General features: G+C 39.9%; 19 protein-coding genes and 1 riboswitch. Of the genes, 3 read left to right on the top strand and 16 right to left on the bottom strand.

Translation table 11 applies throughout. The features are described from left to right. The first annotated feature begins 125 nt into the window (after positions 1–125). Positions 126–482, top strand: a complete 357-nt coding sequence (locus IGL80_RS03055; protein WP_002356348.1) for a winged helix-turn-helix transcriptional regulator — start codon at positions 126–128, stop codon at positions 480–482. A 93-nt stretch (positions 483–575) separates the two neighbouring features. Here the strand turns inward: IGL80_RS03055 and thiD are convergent, their stop codons facing one another. The 8 genes from thiD to galE form a co-directional block, all read right to left on the bottom strand. Then, positions 576–1,406 carry a bifunctional hydroxymethylpyrimidine kinase/phosphomethylpyrimidine kinase gene (thiD, locus tag IGL80_RS03050; RefSeq protein WP_002362487.1) on the bottom strand — a complete coding sequence of 277 codons (831 nt, stop codon included), beginning with the start codon at positions 1,404–1,406 and terminating at the stop codon, positions 576–578. Continuing rightward, on the bottom strand, positions 1,403–2,038 hold the full coding sequence (gene thiE, locus IGL80_RS03045) for a thiamine phosphate synthase (protein WP_002359423.1): 636 nt from the start codon (positions 2,036–2,038) through the stop codon (positions 1,403–1,405). The genes thiD and thiE overlap by 4 nt, the downstream gene beginning before the upstream one ends. After that, positions 2,035–2,853, bottom strand: coding sequence for a hydroxyethylthiazole kinase (locus IGL80_RS03040; RefSeq protein WP_002359422.1), 819 nt, complete (start codon positions 2,851–2,853; stop codon positions 2,035–2,037). Before IGL80_RS03040 ends, thiE begins: the two co-directional genes overlap by 4 nt. After that, positions 2,837–3,325, bottom strand: coding sequence for an energy coupling factor transporter S component ThiW (gene thiW / locus IGL80_RS03035; protein WP_002356342.1), 489 nt, complete (start codon positions 3,323–3,325; stop codon positions 2,837–2,839). The genes IGL80_RS03040 and thiW overlap by 17 nt, the downstream gene beginning before the upstream one ends. Before the next feature lie 140 nt (positions 3,326–3,465). After that, a riboswitch (TPP riboswitch) is annotated at positions 3,466–3,554 on the bottom strand. 147 nt (positions 3,555–3,701) lie between these two features. Continuing rightward, positions 3,702–4,016 (bottom strand): YbaB/EbfC family nucleoid-associated protein, encoded by a 315-nt coding sequence (locus IGL80_RS03030; RefSeq protein ID WP_085366650.1) that lies wholly within the window; start codon positions 4,014–4,016, stop codon positions 3,702–3,704. Between the two features lie 20 nt (positions 4,017–4,036). Continuing rightward, positions 4,037–5,797, bottom strand: a complete 1,761-nt coding sequence (dnaX, locus tag IGL80_RS03025; protein WP_002359419.1) for a DNA polymerase III subunit gamma/tau — start codon at positions 5,795–5,797, stop codon at positions 4,037–4,039. Positions 5,798–5,868: 71 nt separating this feature from the next. After that, positions 5,869–7,119 carry a UDP-glucose--hexose-1-phosphate uridylyltransferase gene (locus tag IGL80_RS03020; protein ID WP_002380784.1) on the bottom strand — a complete coding sequence of 417 codons (1,251 nt, stop codon included), beginning with the start codon at positions 7,117–7,119 and terminating at the stop codon, positions 5,869–5,871. Further along, on the bottom strand, positions 7,100–8,092 hold the full coding sequence (gene galE / locus IGL80_RS03015; RefSeq protein ID WP_010708028.1) for a UDP-glucose 4-epimerase GalE: 993 nt from the start codon (positions 8,090–8,092) through the stop codon (positions 7,100–7,102). Before galE ends, IGL80_RS03020 begins: the two co-directional genes overlap by 20 nt. Positions 8,093–8,359: 267 nt before the next feature. Here galE and IGL80_RS03010 point away from each other — a divergent pair, with 267 nt between their 5' ends. After that, positions 8,360–8,527, top strand: a complete 168-nt coding sequence (locus IGL80_RS03010; RefSeq protein ID WP_002356337.1) for a DUF3042 family protein — start codon at positions 8,360–8,362, stop codon at positions 8,525–8,527. A gap of 162 nt (positions 8,528–8,689) precedes the next feature. On the opposite strand, the gene IGL80_RS03005 is transcribed toward IGL80_RS03010, so the two are convergent. From IGL80_RS03005 to IGL80_RS02970, 8 genes are all read right to left on the bottom strand, one after another. After that, a complete protein-coding gene (locus IGL80_RS03005; RefSeq protein WP_002359415.1) occupies positions 8,690–10,528 on the bottom strand; it encodes an FAD/NAD(P)-binding protein in 1,839 nt (612 codons plus the stop codon). Between the two features lie 13 nt (positions 10,529–10,541). Beyond that, positions 10,542–10,892 (bottom strand): DUF488 domain-containing protein, encoded by a 351-nt coding sequence (locus IGL80_RS03000; protein WP_002359411.1) that lies wholly within the window; start codon positions 10,890–10,892, stop codon positions 10,542–10,544. 121 nt (positions 10,893–11,013) lie between these two features. After that, positions 11,014–11,412, bottom strand: coding sequence for a rhodanese-like domain-containing protein (locus IGL80_RS02995; RefSeq protein WP_002356334.1), 399 nt, complete (start codon positions 11,410–11,412; stop codon positions 11,014–11,016). 15 nt (positions 11,413–11,427) lie between these two features. Continuing rightward, positions 11,428–12,399: an ROK family glucokinase gene (locus IGL80_RS02990; protein ID WP_002356333.1), complete on the bottom strand. Its 972-nt coding sequence runs from the start codon at positions 12,397–12,399 to the stop codon at positions 11,428–11,430. Beyond that, positions 12,400–12,618 carry a YqgQ family protein gene (locus IGL80_RS02985; RefSeq protein WP_002356332.1) on the bottom strand — a complete coding sequence of 73 codons (219 nt, stop codon included), beginning with the start codon at positions 12,616–12,618 and terminating at the stop codon, positions 12,400–12,402. Between the two features lie 17 nt (positions 12,619–12,635). Further along, positions 12,636–13,346 carry a rhomboid family intramembrane serine protease gene (locus IGL80_RS02980; RefSeq protein WP_002367232.1) on the bottom strand — a complete coding sequence of 237 codons (711 nt, stop codon included), beginning with the start codon at positions 13,344–13,346 and terminating at the stop codon, positions 12,636–12,638. Between the two features lie 10 nt (positions 13,347–13,356). Beyond that, positions 13,357–13,899 carry a 5-formyltetrahydrofolate cyclo-ligase gene (locus tag IGL80_RS02975; RefSeq protein ID WP_002404589.1) on the bottom strand — a complete coding sequence of 181 codons (543 nt, stop codon included), beginning with the start codon at positions 13,897–13,899 and terminating at the stop codon, positions 13,357–13,359. Positions 13,900–13,986: 87 nt separating this feature from the next. Continuing rightward, a complete protein-coding gene (locus tag IGL80_RS02970) occupies positions 13,987–14,757 on the bottom strand; it encodes an alpha/beta fold hydrolase (RefSeq protein WP_002356329.1) in 771 nt (256 codons plus the stop codon). Between the two features lie 165 nt (positions 14,758–14,922). Between IGL80_RS02970 and IGL80_RS02965 the strand changes: the two genes are divergently transcribed. Further along, entirely contained in the window at positions 14,923–15,498 is a 576-nt protein-coding gene (locus tag IGL80_RS02965) for a DUF805 domain-containing protein (RefSeq protein ID WP_002356327.1), read from the top strand. The last annotated feature ends 8 nt before the right edge of the window (positions 15,499–15,506 follow it).

Below are 15,506 nucleotides of genomic sequence, written 5' to 3'. Positions count from 1 at the left end.
ATTTGAATTTCAACAAAAATTACTATATACTAAGATTGAAATTTTGATAAGTACCTACTTTTTTGTATCATAGGTACCTTTTAGTAACTTTTGTTTATTATCAATCTATTAAGGAGGAATGTTTTTTGGAAACTCGTACATATGCGATTGGTGTCGAAGCAACGATGGATGTTATTGGCGGCAAATGGAAACCAATTATTCTGTGTAATTTACGGCACGGCGCCATGCGCCCCAGCGATTTAAAACGCGGCATTACTGGCATTAGTCAAAAAATGCTGACACAACAATTACGGGAACTCGAAGAAGACAACATTATCGAGCGAAAAGTTTACAACCAAGTTCCACCAAAAGTCGAATATTATTTAAGCGATTATGGTCAAAGCCTCTCTGCTGTCTTAGATAACTTATGTAATTGGGGAGAATCCCACGTGGCTCATTTGCAAGAACAAGGCCAAGAAATTTATTTAAAATGTGAAGATTAGTGAATAAAACGTTTATAAACTATATCAAAAAAGAGCTTTAAGCTATTTAAGAGCCTGGGGAAAAATCTAAAATGATTTTTCCCCAGGCTCTTCTTATGCTTTAATAACTTGAATATCTTGCGTTAATTGGGCCCAATGATTAGTAGGTCCGTGACCATGTCCAACAGAAATTGCTTGGCTAATGGCCCCTTGTATAAACTGTTTGCCAATCACAATCGCCGCTTCTAACGGCGTACCTTTTGCTAATTCGGCTGCGATACACGCTGAAAAAGTATCTCCTGTTCCATGAGTATTTTTCGTTACAATTCGTGGTGCACTTAGCCAAAAGCTCGAACCGTCTTCCATTAACACATAATCAGCCGCTTGTTGATTTGTGCTATGTCCGCCTTTCATAATAATATTTTTTGTGCCCAATTGTTGTAATTTTTTTGCTGCGGTCTGCATTTCTTGCTCTGTCTTGATGGTCGTCTCTAGTAAAACTTCCGCTTCTGGTAAATTAGGTGTCACGACCGTTGCTAGTGGCAACAGTTGCTCTTTAATTGTTTGAACTGCCTCGGCTTCTAACAAATGATGTCCACCTTTAGCCACCATTACAGGATCGACAATCAACGGACCAAAATCAACTTTCTGTAAATTACGAACGACAGCTTCGACACGCTCACTATCTGCTAACATCCCCGTTTTCGCTGCCCCAATTTTAAAATCAGCCGCCAGTGATTGAAATTGTGCATCAATAAATGAACTAGGAATCGGTAAGCTATCTTGTACGCCATACGTATTTTGTGCCGTCAATGCAATGACAATATTTAAGCCAAATGCCTGCCGTGCTTGAAATGTTTTTAAATCTGCTTGCATGCCAGCTCCCCCACCAGAATCAGAACCAGCAATCGTGACTACTTGTGGTGTCAAATTATATTCGGTCATTTTCTCGCCTCCAACATTCGCTCCGTTACACGCATCAACCCTTGAACTTTCTCGGTTATCTGTTCAGCCAGCATAATTTCACTGACCAGTGAAACACCAGCCACTCCCGTTCCCATAAGTTGTTCTATATTTTCTTCTTTGATTCCACCAATCGCTACAACAGGAATCGTGACTGCTGCGGCAATTTCAGAAAGTGTCTGCAAAGAAGTTAACGGACTGTCCTTAGTCGTTGTGGGGAAAATTGCGCCCACGCCTAAATAATCGGCGCCCTCGTTTTCCGCTTCAACTCCTCGTGCCACCGTTTTGGCTGAAACACCTACGATTTTTGTGGACCCAACCAGTTTTCGCACAAGAGCAACCGGTAATTCATCATCCCCTATATGCACACCTGCTGCATCCACTGCCAAGCAAATATCGACACGATCATTAATAATCAACGGAATCTGATACGCATCTGTTACCGCTTTAACTTTCACTGCTAATTCGTAAAAGCGCCGTGTTGACACTTCCTTTTCGCGCAATTGGACCAATGTTACTCCACTGCGACAAGCAGTTTCAATTCGGTTTAAAAATTTAGTATCACTAAAATCATACCGGCCTGTCACCAAATAAACTTTCAATTGCTCTCTCATAGCACTCGTCCTTTCACCGCCTCAAACCAATCCTTCTCCTTCATTAAAAGAGATAACTGATTTAACGTATTTTGGCGAAAATCGGCCAGCCCTTGGCTCTTAGTCTTGGCTTTTTCTCCGCAAAGATTAAAATAGCTCACTGCGGCTACTGCCGCAGTCATTGGCGCGTTGCCTTCACCTAATAAAGCGGCAACTAATGCGCCGACTAAATCGCCCGTGCCAGTGAAACAATCCAACTCAGGAACGCCATTTTGTAAGACAATCACTTGCTCTTGGCTAACCAAAACATCTTGAATCCCTGTTGCTAAAAATACCGTCTGGGGAAACTTTTGTGTTTGTTGACGTAAAGCTTGAATCAGCTCCTCAATTGCTTCTTCACTTTGATCCAAAGGGCTGCCATCTACTCCTCGACCATGACTCACCAACTGGCAAAAAGTCCGCATTTCTGAAAGATTCCCTTTCACAACGGTTGGCTGATTGTGCACCAGCTTTTCCCCGACTTCACTCCGAATATCACTGGCGCCATAACCGACTAAATCGACTACGGTCGGTTTATTCACTTGCCGAGCATAATCACTAGCTGCTAACAAGCTTTGCTCTCGTTCTTGTGATAAATGGCCTAAATTCAAAACCAAAGCACTGGTTTGCTGGAACAACTGCGGAAATTCCCGGGGATCATCCGCCATAATGGGCTTAGCATCAATATAAAGTAATGCATTCGCCATAGACTCACACGTAATTTCATTCGTAATGCACTGAATTAATGGTGCCGTTGTCAGTGGAAAAATCGTTTCAAACTTAACGCTTGTTTTCATAAAAGTACCCTCCTAAAAATAATTCCTGTGTTTGTTTAAATACCCGAGTTTCTTTCAGTTTTACTAAGACAAGCCAAGCAATCACTGAACCAATCAGTGTGGCACCAATAAATCGTGGTGTATAAATGAACCAATAAAAATTCTGCTTACTGCCAGTAAACCAAACCATTACAGGATAGGACAATAACGAGCCAATGATGCCTGTCCCAAAAATTTCCCCTAGCATCGACCAGCCTAATTTTTGTCCCCATTGATAAAATAAACCAGCAAAAAACGCGCCAAAGACGGCACCTGTTAACGCTAATGGCGGAATACCTAAGAATGTCATACGGATTAAGCCGCAGACAAGTGCCATGAGCGTTCCGTAAAGAGGACCTAATAAAACTCCGGCAATAATGTTCATGACACTGGACATAGGGGCCATTCCCTCAATTCGCATTAACGGCGATAATACGACGTCCATCGCAATCATTAAAGCTAGTAACGTAACTCTGTGGATTCGATTTTTTTCCACGTAAAAAAACTCCTTTCTGCGAGAAGCAAAAGGAGGCGCGACTGAAAAAGACAGAAAAACCCAACCACAAATAAACGTAGTTGGGTGCAATAATCGGTCAAAATTTCAAGACATTTCCCTGCGCCAGTCCTAACTGTTTCAGGTTCCATGGGTATAATCTCAGCTAATAGCACCCCAAATGTTTCTCTTCAATTGGCTTTAGTATAGCATAGTTTTTTGGAAGCGACTACTAAAATTGCCAAAGAGTTTTCCCACAAAAACAGAAAAAACATCATGCCCAAAAAGTTCGATTTTTTGGGCATGACGTTTTTCATACTTTCGTTGGTCTTATTATTTAGAATCCTGGCATTCCTTTGGTGTATTTACCTAAAGTTGCTTCGGTTTCTTTTTCAATTTTTACTAACGCATCGTTGACGGCCATAATGACTAAATCTTGTAACATATCAACGTCTTCAGGATCAACCACGTCTTCTTTAATGGTCAAATCTTTCATTGTGCGATCACCAGTAAAGATCGCTGTCACAAGTTGATTGGTGGCTTCACCGATAAATTCTTTTTCATTTAGCGCTTCTTGCGCTTTGGCCATTTCTTTTTGCATTTTTTGTACTTGTTTCATCATGCCTTGCATGTTGCCCATTCCTCGCATCATAATTCCTCTACTCCTTCGTATTAATCATCTAGTACTTCGACAAGCTCTTCACCAAACATAGCGATTGCTTCATCTACTACTGGATTTTCTTGTGAATGTTCATTTGTTACAGGCGGTTCGTCCGCTAGACGAGCCATTTCATTTTCAGGTTCAGAATGATTCAAACTGCCCTGATTTTGGTTAATAAAACTTTGTCTTAGTTTTGGCCAGCTTTCTCTAGTAATGCAGACCATCTCTGGTGTATAGTCCATCAAACGGCTTAAATTATTATTGAAAGCTAACTGCATCTCTTCATCGTCTGTTGCACGAGCACAAACAATCTCATAGTCAAATGCCACCACGATGCCCTTAGGACTCGCTGCGACAGGTTCACTAGCTTTGAGCATCGCTCGTTGAGTCACAGATAATGTTTGCAGTAAGTCTTCCCAGACATTTTTCACATTCATTAAATGTGTTCTAGTCGCTTCGTTTAAGACTTGATATACCCGTTCTGTGGGTACACGGAACGAACTTTTTGTCGCTTGTGGTCGTGCTTGTTGACGTGGCGCATCTGCTTCTTTGGCAGCTACACCGTGTTTCTTTAATTCAGCCAGTTCTTTCTTCAGTTGCCCGATTTGATTTTGTAAATCTGCTAATTCTGGATTTCCCTCTGCACTACCATCTTGATTAGTTGTTTCTGGCGTGTTGTGTTTATTGGGTTGCACCGTTTTAGCTAATTTGACAGTGGCTACTTCCAGATAGATATTCGCATTGTTGGTAAAGCGGATCTCATTTTGTGTGTCACTTAAAATTTGGATTAGTTGGTAGATTTTTTCAGCAGGCGTTTGTGTAGCTAGTTCCTTAAATGCTTCTGTCAAAGTGCCTGCTTTTTCTGCTAATAACTTCGGTGCTTGCTGATACATCAGTAAATTTCGACAATATAATAACAAATCTTCTAAGAAACGGCGCGCTTCTTTGCCTTCGCCTAAAATACTTTCCAAACCTTCTAATGCTCGTTCAACATCACCGGCGACACAACACTGAATATAATGATCCATCATTTCATAGGTTAGGCTGCCTGTCACTTGCATTGCATCTTCCAGTGTTACTTTTTCATCACTAAAGGAAATCGTTTGATCCAAGATACTCAAGGCATCTCGCATCCCACCTTCCGCAGCACGCCCAATCACATAAAGGGCTTGTTCCTCATAATCGAGAGCCATTTCCTGCATGATATGGGCCATATGATCGACGATATCTTGCGTACTAATTCGCTTAAAATCAAAGCGTTGCGTCCGTGAGATAATCGTTAACGGAATCTTGTGTGGTTCAGTCGTTGCTAAGATAAAAATAACATTTTGTGGCGGTTCTTCCAAGGTTTTTAAAAGTGCATTGAACGCGCCTGTTGATAGCATATGAACTTCATCAATAATATAAACTTTGTACTCGGCTTGTGTCGGTGCATACTTTGCTTTATCACGAATATCACGGATTTCTTCCACGCCATTATTACTCGCCGCATCAATTTCAATGACATCATTTAAACGACCTTCCGTAATGGCTACACAGGTTTCACAAACATTACAAGGTTCACCATCTTGACTATGTTTACAGTTAATCGCTTTAGCGAAAATTTTTGCGGCACTGGTTTTACCTGTACCACGAGGGCCAGTAAATAAATAGGCATGAGATGTTTTCTTTTGCACTATCGCATTTTTCAGTGTCTGAGTAATTGCTTTTTGTCCTACTACGTCATCGAAACGTTGTGAACGCCAGACCCGATAAAGTGCTTGATAAGCCATTTTTTACCCTCCCTTATTTTTCATTCTTATCTATTATACGTGATTTTTAGTCATTCGGCATCTTTTTTCTTTTAATGAGTCACTGGCGCAACCATTGCTAAAAAAGCCGCTTTTCCTTCACTTGTTTCTGCAAACGCACTGGCTTCTTTTAATCGCTGTTGATACGCTGAAGCGACAGTTTCAAGTGCCTGCGTTTTCTGGTTGTTCCAAGTCGTTAAACCTTGGACTTCTGCTAACGTTAACGAAGGCTTTGCTTGAGGTCGACTAAAAATTAAGTCCATGACATATAAAAGTTCTTTTCGTCGGGCAACGATTTGTATCTCATCCGTTGGCAGTTTTAGCATTTGCCATTGCTCAAAAATATCATTTGCGGCTTGGGCAACTTCTGACGCATTCGGTCCCTCTAGGCGAAATGTCGCAACTGGCCAATTCACCATTCCTGCGTTGATTAAAGGATAGTTAGCTAACTCAACATATTCTGAAATGCTCGCTTCGGCTAATGGAAATTGTTGCAAACCCGTTTGATAATAGACATGCTCATTTTGTTCAAAGTCAGCATCAATCCCAGCAAAATAATGAGGAAAGACCTCAACAATTTTCAACAATTGCTGAAAAGTCTTAATTGAACGTTTCGCTGACTGATGTTTTTCAAACGCAATCACACCTTGTTGCTGATATTGTGCCTGTTTTACAAAGGAAAACCCCCAGCTTTCGCCATCTAAGTTCATTCGAATCACTCGATGGTTCGTAGTCGCAGGAAATTGCTGACTTCCCTGGTAGCCTTCTGTTGCCATGCACCATTCACAGCGGGGATAGCTTTGTGCAGAGAGCGTTGCTTTTGACGCCTCACTGTGGACCTTATTTGCTAAAAAATCTCCATAGACTGTTGAAAAAACAACAGGTTCTTCCTGTTCAATGACCGTACCGTTTTTTTGACAAAGTTGGTAAAAATACTCGGTAGCCTCTTGTGGCTCTTTGGCATAATGTTGTGCAAAAAAAGCATTAACCACAGAAGGTGGCGGTGTTAACAAATCCATCAATTGCACCATGAACTGTTCTTTTTGTTGCTCTGTTTTTACAAGTTGGTTGGCACTCGCAACTTGACACAATTGTTCCGCCAAATCAGCGGCGGGTGTTGCCACAGGCCGTATGTCTACTTCGCCTAATTCTTGTTCACCAATCATTGATAATAAACGGTTCTGAAGATATAAGCGATCCAATTCCATCCAACCACCTGCTTGAATAGCAAGTGTGGTAAAATCGGCAATCATTTGACTCGTGGTCATCGATTCATTCCTCCTATTACTTTTCTTGATATCCATGTGGATGAGCTTGATGCCATTGCCAAGCGGTGGCGATAATATCCTTGACCTCAGTTACTTCTGGTTGCCAGCCTAAAACTCGTTTGGCTTTTTCACTAGAAGCAATTAACGTACTAGGATCCCCTGCTCGGCGTGGGGCGATTGTTGCAGGAATTTCTTGGCCTGTCACTTCGCGAGCAGCATCTAACATTTCTTTAACAGAATAGCCGTTGTTGCTACCCAGGTTAAAGACGTCACTTTCGCTGCCATTTTTCAAGTATTCTAAAGCCAAAATATGTGCTGCAATCAAGTCTTCAATGTAAACATAATCTCGAATGCACGTGCCATCTGGTGTATCATAATCATCCCCAAAAATGCTTAGCTCTGCTCGTTGGCCCAATGCCACTTGTAAAATAATTGGCACAATATGCGTTTCTGGCGTGTGATCCTCACCAATTGAGGCATCTTTTTTTGCTCCCGCAACATTAAAATAACGCAAAGCAACATATTTCATTCCATAAGCGTTGTCGCACCATTTCATGATTTTTTCCATCATTAATTTACTTTCCCCATACGGATTTTTAGGATTCGTTGGGGTTTCTTCTGTAATAGGCATTGCTTTTGGTTCGCCATAAGTGGCCGCTGTGGAAGAAAAAACAATATGTTTCACTCCGAATTCTTGCATGACTTCCAAGGCAATTTGAGTGCCGTGAACATTGTTATTGAAATACATTAACGGTTTCTCCACGGATTCTCCTACTAAAGAATTGGCCGCAAAGTGCAACACACCTTCAATTGATTCTTTTTCAAAGACGCTACGTAAAAAAGCTTTATCACGAATATCGCCTTCATAGAAAGTCGCTTGTTCATGAACTGCTGAACGATGACCCGTTAATAAATTATCAACAACAATAACGGCATATCCTTTTGAAATTAATTGATCGACGGCATGTGAGCCAATGTAGCCTGCGCCACCTAATACTAAAATAGACATAAATACGCTCCTTTTACTCCCTAATTTCTTTTTCTATTGTACCATTAAATAAGGTCTACTTCTGAATTATTTCATTTTGTAAACAGGATTTAATTTGGCCATTTCTCCTTATTCATTTTTCCTATAAAAATACAGAAAAGACTTGGTAAATTTTAACAAATCTCTAAATTAGTCGTAGAGTTTATGAAAAATCATTGTAACTATTGGATTTTTTTGCTTTTTTCCGTCATAATAGAAACAAATACAATTTGAAAGAAGGAATGAACGATGAAAAAATTTGTATCAGGTATGTTAGTCGGTACTGCTATCACAGTTGCTGCTTTAGCCGGTGTGGCTACAACTATTAAAAAAACAGTCATTGATCCAATTGAAGAAAAAGAAGATATGATTGAAGAAAACCGTAAAAAAGCGATGCGTAAGCGTATTGCACGTTAAAAAATAGCTGTGACGTTGAGATAAAAAATCTAACGCCAAGAAATCAACAGAAGCGCTTCTGGCTCTGTTGATTCTCTTAAGCATAACAAGTGGTCATCCATCGCTTTGATGGATGACCACTTGTTATGCTTTCTTTTTTACCAAAGGAGCTGACTATTTTTCTTAACTATTAAAAATAGTGGCAGCAATCCGATCCATATCGCGCATATTCCAAGGATCCACACCAGGACGAGCTGCAGCGGCTGTTAACCAATGAATACCTTCTGTTGGAATACCACAACTAAAAAGGCCTGTCGCCACCTGTCCATCTTTTGTCATGACTTGATTCGTGGCAGGCACAATCAAGAGTGCACCTGTTTTGACTATTTGACCATCGGCTAATGCCAGTTGATGGAGCGTAGCTAGCTTATCGGCTAACAACTGCCTCGTTAAAGGATTCAAACTTTTTTCATTATTGACTTTGGGAATGCGCGCTTCAATTAAAAAGTGACTATTATACCGATTTTCCGGAAACAAATTAGCATAAGTAATAAATTGACCCGCTTTCATTTCGACACGCATTTCTGGCCCCAGAATCGTGACTAATCCCAGTTCAACTAACGCCTGTAGCTCTTCTGTTCTTTCAACAGAAGGTCCCACTGACAAAAAGGTATTCAACGGGGTAAACCAATGCCACAACCACTTTTGACTCTCGTCATTCGTTAATAATCCTTCATCCAAAACAAAGCGAATCTGATCTCTTAAATCTTTTAAACTGTCTAAAGCAGTGGTCAAAGGACCGCTAAGATTGCCTTTCTCTGCTTCTTGAATATCCCATTTTAAATACTCTAGTAAAAACGAACGAAAACTTTCATGAGTAGTTTTCTTTGTTTCAGGATGTTCTAACGCTTGCCAATCAAACCAATCTTGTTTTTCAAAGTGGGCTAGGCTTTCCGGCGCTCCCTTGGTTTGAATAAACAGCTGTTGAAAGGCCTCTTTAGAAAGATGCGGATATTTTTCTTCGATTAAGCAAGTGTAATACACATATTCCACTTCTTTTTTTAAATACCCAAAAAACTCTGCGCCTGTAACCTGTCCTTTTTTACGACATTCAGCTAAATACGTTTCGGTTAAAAAAACAGGCTGATAGGTTTCCCCGTAGCCTTTTTGATTAATCCCTCGAGGATGAGAAGGAAAACCGCGACCAGAACCAGCAATAATAATAGGCTCTCTTCCAGAAGGTTCATAACGTAAGCGGCCATTTTGACGAGAAAAAACACCCCCGCGGCCAATCGTCAAGGCAGATAAATAGTCAAAAAATGCCAAACCTAAGCCTTTTAACACAACGGGTTGTTTTGCAGGTATATTGGCAAGTGCCAATAAAGCATCCGCCGCATTTTTAGGAGAAGAATAAAACAAACGATGCTCCTTGGCGTAGTCCGCAAGCTCTTGTTCAACAGTCGTTAATTCATTTTCTTGGTGACCCAAAGCTAAAATTACTTTGTCTGCCGTAAACTCAATGGATTGAGTATACACATAATAGTTATCCTCTCCTGCCCGCACAGCAGTTACTGGCTCTTTAAAAAACGTCAGCGATGTTTGTTCGTTACACCTCGTGGCTAAATACGTATAAAACCATTTTTGGTACATGCCATAAAAAGCCCTCGAGCAGTGATCATTCGGTCCAAGGCGATGACATTCTTTCAACAACTCAAGATAATTATAGGGTTGTTGCTGTTGAATGTACTGCGCAGCTTCTGTTTGGGTCCATTCATAGAGAGTGGGGCCCTTGACAATTGGTCCTTCGCCACTAAAAGATTCATCTGTAAATAAAGTGACTTGACTAATCACGGTGTTCATTAATAAATAATTAGGTTGCTCTGCTCGCCAAATTTTCCCACCTGGACCGTATGGATCAAACAACGTGAGCTGAACATTTATTTCCGTTTTACGAGCCCATTCAATGACTCGTTCTGCAGCTGATAAGCCTCTGGGTCCAGCACCTACAATTGCAATTTTCATCCAATCACCTACTCTATTTTTCTAATAATTCTTTTAAGACAACCGCTTGATTATGCACTGTATCTTTCGCCCCATAGACCAGCGTGACTACTGGCTGATTTTTTACAATCGTCTGTAACTGCTTAAACGCTGTGGCAGTTGGCTCATGTTTCAATTCTTCTTGGTATTTTTGTTTAAACTCGGGATATTTATTTGCTTCATGATTAAACCATTTCCGTAGCTCTGTACTTGGGGCCACTTCTTTGAGCCATTCATCTAACTTTTCAGATTCCTTAGATTTTCCTCGTGGCCAAATACGGTCAACTAAAACACGGTAGCCATCTTGCTCTGTCGGTGCTTCATATGCTCGCTTGATTTGAATCATCTGCCTTCACCTCTTCTCTTTATTGTAGCTCAAAAAGTGAGGACTGACAAAAAGCAACATCTCTATTAAGCTTTCCTATACAAAAAGAGTTGGTCTCAATGAAGACCAACTCTTTTTGTTATTAACTATTTCTCTTTTTCACTTTCCCAGTCCAGCCATCATAGCCGCCTTTTAAAATATAAATATCAGTATAGCCATTTTTGCGTAATAAATTAGCTGCTCGGATACTTAAAGCTTTCTTCTGATCATAAAGATAAACAGGTTGATCCTTACGAAGAGAACCAATTGTTGTTTTTAACATGCTGTATGGCATGCTGCGCGCCCCTAAAATATGCCCAGCATCAAATGTATCTTTCTCACGAACATCAATCACTTGTGCTTTACGCATTGTTTCTTTAAATTCTTCTTCCGTCAGCATTTTTGCTGAACGTTTCACCATAATTTTCAAATATAATTCATTGAATACCATCGCTAGTACAATAACTAGCAAAATGCCATTGATTACCCATAAAATACTCATTCTAAAAAGCCCTCTCTATTTCTCTTTTGAAAATTGTAATGCTAGTGAAGCGGCACCAATGACGCCGGCCTCATTACCTAGCTCTGCTAATTTGATTTTTGTACTATTTCGAACTTGTGGGAAAGTAAATTCTTGGAAATATTTTTCGACACGACTACGTAAAAATTCTCCTGCTGCAGAAACACCTCCACCGATAACCACGCTATCTGGATTTAACGTGTTACCTAAGTTTCCTGTGGCTAAGCCTAAATAGAAACAAACACGATCCACAACCATTAAAGCAAAATGATCGCCTTTTTCGGCAAATTCAAAAACGTCTTTACTTGAAACATCCTGTCCATCATCAATCGCTTGTTTCAGTTCAGAGTCACCTGCAAACTCTTCTGATAAATGACGTGCAACACGAACGACACCAGTGGCACTAGAAACAGTTTCTAAACAGCCACGTTTCCCACAGGTACAGTCAAAGCCGTTAGGATCAACCGTCACATGCCCAACTTCACCAGCGCAGCCAGCAACACCGTGGAGCAATTCTCCCGCTGCAACAATGCCTCCGCCGACACCTGTTCCTAAAGTAATAAAAATCACGTCGGGATTGTTTTCCCCCGCGCCTTTCCAACGCTCACCTAAAGCGGCAACATTGGCATCATTATCTAAGGCAAACGGAATTCCTAAAGCAGATTCGATTTGTTCTTTGACAGGCTGTACAGTCGTCCAGTTTAAATTATAGGCACCTACAACAGTTCCTTTTTCAATGTCGACACTTCCTGGTGTTCCCATACCAATTCCCACAAAATCTTCTTTTTTCATATTATAAAGATCTATACGGTGACGAATACTTTCAATAATTGAAGGCACAATGTGCTTGCCATCTTCTAAAATATTCGTTTCAATACTCCATTTTTGTTGAACAACGCCATCGGTTGTTAAAATAGCAAATTTGATGGTCGTTCCACCTAAATCAATCCCAATAATCTTCTTATCCATTTAGTCGATTCCTTTCTGTTTCCCTCTAGATTCTTCTATTCGATGCTCTCTTTGCAAAATATGCCGGGCCTGTAAATACGTATCTCGGTCTACCAATTGACCTTCATACAATTTTTTTAATTCAATCATCATTAACTCAATATCATAAATCCGTGCACCGACATAAATATACATCCCAAACTGTTTAAAAAGTTGTTGTACATCATATAACGTTTCCATACGAAAACACTTCCTTATTATACAGGTAAACCGTATTTTTTAAAACCCAATAACAGACAAATTACGACAAGAAAAATAAAAATTAACGTGGCCATAATTCGCTCGTGCTTATTAAATGCTTCTTGACGATTTGGAACAGCAAAAGCCGTCGCGACTAATAGTCCACCGATTAGACCGCCAACATGACCCATCATATCTACAGAGCTACTAAACAAGTTAAATAACAAATTAATCACAATAAACATTGAATAGCGTTGCACCATATACATAATCGCTGGATTGTCTCTAAAATGGCGTCCTAAAATAACAAATGCGCCGAACAAACCAAAAAGCGCTGTACTAGCACCCGCTGAGACACTGTTGGGTGTCCCAAAGGCAAAACTGGCGATATTTCCAGCAATCCCACTCAATAAATAAATTCCCAAATAGCGCCAATGCCCATAAATTGCCTCAACCTGTGCGCCGATATAATAAAGAGTAACCATATTCAAAATAATATGCATAAACCCAATGTGAAGAAACATTGGCGTGATAAACCGCCAGTATTCATGATTTTGAGCTACCAGTGGACGAACCATTGCTCCCCAATTAACTAAGTTTAAAATATTTTCTGATCCTCCAGTTAATTCCAATCCAAGGAAAACAATGATTGAAATACCTAAAAGGGCATACGTAATGAACGGCTGATTTTTTAGCCGTTTCAATTTCATTTCTGTTTGATAATTCATTCCATTCCTCCTATTGTATAAATAATTGTTCGATTGGCTGATCAAACGCTTCTGGTTGCCATTGCTCATGGAGTTGTTCACTAAAAACTAAACTACATGAATGGCCCGAAAAATGTTCCAAATAACGATCATAAAAACCACCGCCGAAGCCTATTCGATAGCCAGCCCGATTGAAAACAATCCCTGGCACAATCAATAAATCAATCACTGTAGCTGTTATTTCTGCCGCTGTTAACGGAGGTTCTTCCACGCCAAATGCACTGGTGTCATAAACCGTCTCTGGAAAGACTTGATAAAAGTGCATTTTGCCTCCTTTAAATGTTCGCGGCACCGCCACTTGCTTGCTCTCTTGCATGGCCCGCTCGAAAATTGGCTGTGTTGATAATTCTAGCGGTAACGACCGAATCATTCCGATTGTTTGTGCTTGTTGCCATTGCTGACTAGCAAACAACTGTTCATAGAGACTTGATTCTTTATGTTGTTTAATTTCTGGATGTTGTTTTAGCCATTCTAGGGCAGTTAAGCCCACTTTTCTCAACTTGTTTTTCTCCATGTACACCTTCAACCCCTTTTCTGTTAAGTTTATAGAAAGTGTTCTTAAAAAACAAGCTGATTCCCCTTTTCTCTTTGAAAAATCCCGTTATTTTTCTAACGTTTTTGACGCTTCTTTAAAAAAGTCAACAACCAAATCCATTGTTTCTCCTTTCACTAAATGCCGCTCACCGATTTCCGTTATAAATTGCGTATTTCTCGCATACGTTTTCCCAGACACTAATTGTTCAAAATCAGCCATGTCTTCATAGGGAATTTTTTCATCTTCCGTTCCATGCCAAAACAGCATCGGTCGTTCTTGTAGTCTTTCTGGCGTTTGTGATAAATCGTATTGATGCACCCAACTTAGCAACAGTGGCAAGTCTTTAGGTACAAAAATAGCAAATTCTTTCGCCCGTTGAATCACTCGCTGAATATAGCGCGCCGGATAGGGTGTTCCCATTAAGCAAGCAGCAGCTTGAATCTCAGGATGTTGGGTCATAAGAGCGCTGGTAGTAATACCGCCCATGGATACACCACCCACGCCAATCCAATTTTCTTTAATCAACCCTAATTTATGAAAATGATGGATAATTACTGGAAATTCAATTAAATTATATTGAATGCTACTCCAAAATGTAATCGAAGGAATCGTGGAAATAGGTCCTGTTTTTCTTTCTCCATGGTTCATGGCATCTGGTAAAATGACCCGAAACCCCTCGTGTGCTAATTTTCTTGCTTGTGTTAAAGATAATTCTTTAGCTGATTGCCAACCATGATAGTAAACAATTAAAGGTAATGCTTCGTTTTTTTGCTCTTCTGTTGTCACTTCTAATGCTGGAATTTTTGCTATGTAGCGATGTCTAATACTGATTTTCATTCATGATTCCTCCATTATAAAATATCTTCTCTTATTTTACCGTTTTTTGATAAAACCTGCTCTTTATATGATTTATCAAAAAAATCACAAAATATGCGAATTCGCATTTTCCTATTTTATTACTTTCCGTTATAATCATTTTATTAAATACAAAGGGGTGTTTTTATGGTTAAAATTGAGGAAAAAGGTAAAGTAACATTTGGACAAGCTTTTAAAGATTATTTTCGTGGATATGTTGATTTTAAAGGTCGGACCACACGTGCTGGTTATTGGTGGATGACATTGGTATTAAGCATTTTAGCACTTATTTTTTATATTGCCATTGTCGGCAAAGCCGTGTCAGCAATTTTAGCAGCTGAATATTTTGAAACCTATGATTTTGGAAACTTATTACCGTTAATGCTTTTTGCACTTGTTTTATGGTTAGCTTTATTATTACCAACGTGGGCAATGTGTGTACGTCGTTATCGTGATGCTGGGATGACAGGTTGGGGCGTGCTTGTTTTATATCTACTTTCTATTGCCTGTAGCTATACACAAGTTTTCTCTGTTATGTCAACACTGAAATATGATGTTCAAACAGATACTGTGATAACCGGTGGCAGTCCCGTCTTCTTATTTTTCACTCTTGTGATTAGTCTGTTTTTCTTCTTACTAACAGTCTTACCGACAGATAAACTAACAACAACTAGCCAAAATAGCGTCTTACGCTTCTTCTTCCGTTACAAAGAAGTGAAGTAAGGAAAAGT

Origin of the sequence: Enterococcus sp. DIV2467a (genome assembly GCF_050532945.1) — a bacterium.
GTDB classification, from domain to species: domain Bacteria; phylum Bacillota; class Bacilli; order Lactobacillales; family Enterococcaceae; genus Enterococcus; species Enterococcus faecalis.
Note: the sequence above shows the minus strand (reverse complement) of the source record. Positions and strands in the feature narration are given on the sequence as shown.

Bases quoted from the DNA above. Each gene is read 5' to 3' on its own strand.
- IGL80_RS03020 (WP_002380784.1), bottom strand. From the start codon at position 7,119: ATGGATATCAAGAAAAGTAATAGGAGGAATGAATCGATGACCACGAGT.
- IGL80_RS02975 (WP_002404589.1), bottom strand. From the start codon at position 13,899: ATGGAGAAAAACAAGTTGAGAAAAGTGGGCTTAACTGCCCTAGAATGG.
- IGL80_RS02995 (WP_002356334.1), bottom strand. From the start codon at position 11,412: ATGAGTATTTTATGGGTAATCAATGGCATTTTGCTAGTTATTGTACTA.
- IGL80_RS03030 (WP_085366650.1), bottom strand. From the start codon at position 4,016: ATGATGCGAGGAATGGGCAACATGCAAGGCATGATGAAACAAGTACAA.
- IGL80_RS02980 (WP_002367232.1), bottom strand. From the start codon at position 13,346: ATGAATTATCAAACAGAAATGAAATTGAAACGGCTAAAAAATCAGCCG.
- dnaX (WP_002359419.1), bottom strand. From the start codon at position 5,797: ATGGCTTATCAAGCACTTTATCGGGTCTGGCGTTCACAACGTTTCGAT.
- thiD (WP_002362487.1), bottom strand. From the start codon at position 1,406: ATGACCGAATATAATTTGACACCACAAGTAGTCACGATTGCTGGTTCT.
- IGL80_RS02965 (WP_002356327.1), top strand. From the start codon at position 14,923: ATGGTTAAAATTGAGGAAAAAGGTAAAGTAACATTTGGACAAGCTTTT.
- IGL80_RS03005 (WP_002359415.1), bottom strand. From the start codon at position 10,528: ATGAAAATTGCAATTGTAGGTGCTGGACCCAGAGGCTTATCAGCTGCA.
- IGL80_RS02985 (WP_002356332.1), bottom strand. From the start codon at position 12,618: ATGGAAACGTTATATGATGTACAACAACTTTTTAAACAGTTTGGGATG.
- galE (WP_010708028.1), bottom strand. From the start codon at position 8,092: ATGTCTATTTTAGTATTAGGTGGCGCAGGCTACATTGGCTCACATGCC.
- thiW (WP_002356342.1), bottom strand. From the start codon at position 3,325: ATGATTGCGATGGACGTCGTATTATCGCCGTTAATGCGAATTGAGGGA.
- IGL80_RS03000 (WP_002359411.1), bottom strand. From the start codon at position 10,892: ATGATTCAAATCAAGCGAGCATATGAAGCACCGACAGAGCAAGATGGC.
- IGL80_RS02970 (WP_002356329.1), bottom strand. From the start codon at position 14,757: ATGAAAATCAGTATTAGACATCGCTACATAGCAAAAATTCCAGCATTA.
- IGL80_RS03040 (WP_002359422.1), bottom strand. From the start codon at position 2,853: ATGAAAACAAGCGTTAAGTTTGAAACGATTTTTCCACTGACAACGGCA.
- IGL80_RS02990 (WP_002356333.1), bottom strand. From the start codon at position 12,399: ATGGATAAGAAGATTATTGGGATTGATTTAGGTGGAACGACCATCAAA.
- IGL80_RS03010 (WP_002356337.1), top strand. From the start codon at position 8,360: ATGAAAAAATTTGTATCAGGTATGTTAGTCGGTACTGCTATCACAGTT.
- thiE (WP_002359423.1), bottom strand. From the start codon at position 2,038: ATGAGAGAGCAATTGAAAGTTTATTTGGTGACAGGCCGGTATGATTTT.